Annotated in this window: 1 protein-coding gene and 1 pseudogene; both read right to left on the minus strand. The window is 49.1% G+C overall.

What is annotated here, in order from left to right; translation table 11 throughout:
- Positions 1–60 precede the first annotated feature (60 nt).
- Entirely contained in the window at positions 61–834 is a 774-nt protein-coding gene (gene istB / locus ACTRXG_RS16830) for an IS21-like element helper ATPase IstB (protein WP_474286067.1), read from the minus strand.
- A pseudogene (locus tag ACTRXG_RS16835) lies at positions 831–1,348 on the minus strand (IS21 family transposase); the annotation flags it as partial. The gene istB and the pseudogene ACTRXG_RS16835, both read right to left, overlap by 4 nt.

A 1,348-nucleotide genomic window follows, 5' to 3' on the forward strand; every position in this document is an offset into this window, starting at 1 on the left:
TGTAACCGTCAAGTAGAATAGATCACTTTCTCCCAAATAAGATAGATCAACGTTCACCAATTAAGATAGACCACTTGTTTCGGGAAACAACGTTTGTCTGTACTTCATGCGGATGCTTTCCATTTCTTCCCCAAAGGTAATGATTTCGCTCCGGTGAAGCAGGCGATCTAAGATCGCCGTCGTCAGGGTGAGATCACCTAAGAATTTGCCCCATTCATTTGGCCCTTTGTTCGACGTCAGGATGAAAGCGGCCTTGCCGTAAAGATCGTAAACAAATTGGAAAAACAAATGCGCTTCGTGCGCGTCATACGTCATGTACATGACATCATCGATGATGACCAGATCTGATCCAATAATCCGTTTATACCGGGTGTTGGATTTTTTGGTATGTTCCCGTGTTTTTAAGATATACATCAGGTTGGCCATGGAAACAAAAGAGACTTGAAATCCCTGCTCGACGGCATGCACACCTAAGGCGACGGACAGATGCGTTTTGCCTGCACCTGCCGGCCCCATCAGGATTAACGTAAAATCGTCTTCCACCCAATTCAGCTCTTTCAACACGTTGAATTGCTTGTCTGCCAGCGCGTTTTGTTCCTTTAAATCATAAGTATCCAGGGTCTTTATTTCCGGAAACTCGGCCCATTTCATGCGTCGTTCGGTGGTCTTCTGTTCCCGACATTGAAGCTCATACGTCAGAAGTTCATGGGTGAACTCATGATACGTCCAGCCTTTGGCTTCTGCTTTCCGGAGGAGTGCGGGAAGCGCTTTTGCCGTTTCGGCCAACCGTAAGGTTCGGCATTGGTGTTGTAAGGCGTCAAAAGGATGACTCATGTTCTTCGCCCTCCATGCAAGACGTTCAAGTAGGTATCGCTTGATCGTTCAGGCGCTTCCCACTCGATGTATGGTTGAGGGAGGGGAACCTCTGGGGAGAATGGCGGCTGGACCTGCCGGTCCAGGGAATAAGCGATGTCCCGGAAATCATTGCCACTGATTAATCGGAGCCTTTGAATTTCTGTTAGAGCTGCTTCTGCGCTGTTCGGATGGTTCCGGATGGCCTTTTGAATGACCTTCAGTTGATCGGCCAAGTGCCGCGGATATTTCTCTGCTAATGCTTCGATCAACCACTGAATACCAGCTTTATTCGAGAAGGCATCCGACAGCTCATGAATCAAAAGATGGCGCTTCGATTCTCGCTTTCCTCGATGCCGCGGGTCGGCAACGACCACGCCTTTTTTCGAGGAAAGGTTGTGGGTGGCCAACACCGGCCCCATCGGTTTTAAACGAATCAGGAGGGTGCGGCCCTCGATGACCTCGAGGTACGCTTTGTTCAATCTCCCTGGTTGAT

This window comes from Marinococcus sp. LNSP9103-4, assembly GCF_056034345.1.

Coding starts and splice junctions, on each gene's coding strand:
- istB (WP_474286067.1), bottom strand. CDS start 834: ATGAGTCATCCTTTTGACGCCTTACAACACCAATGCCGAACCTTACGG.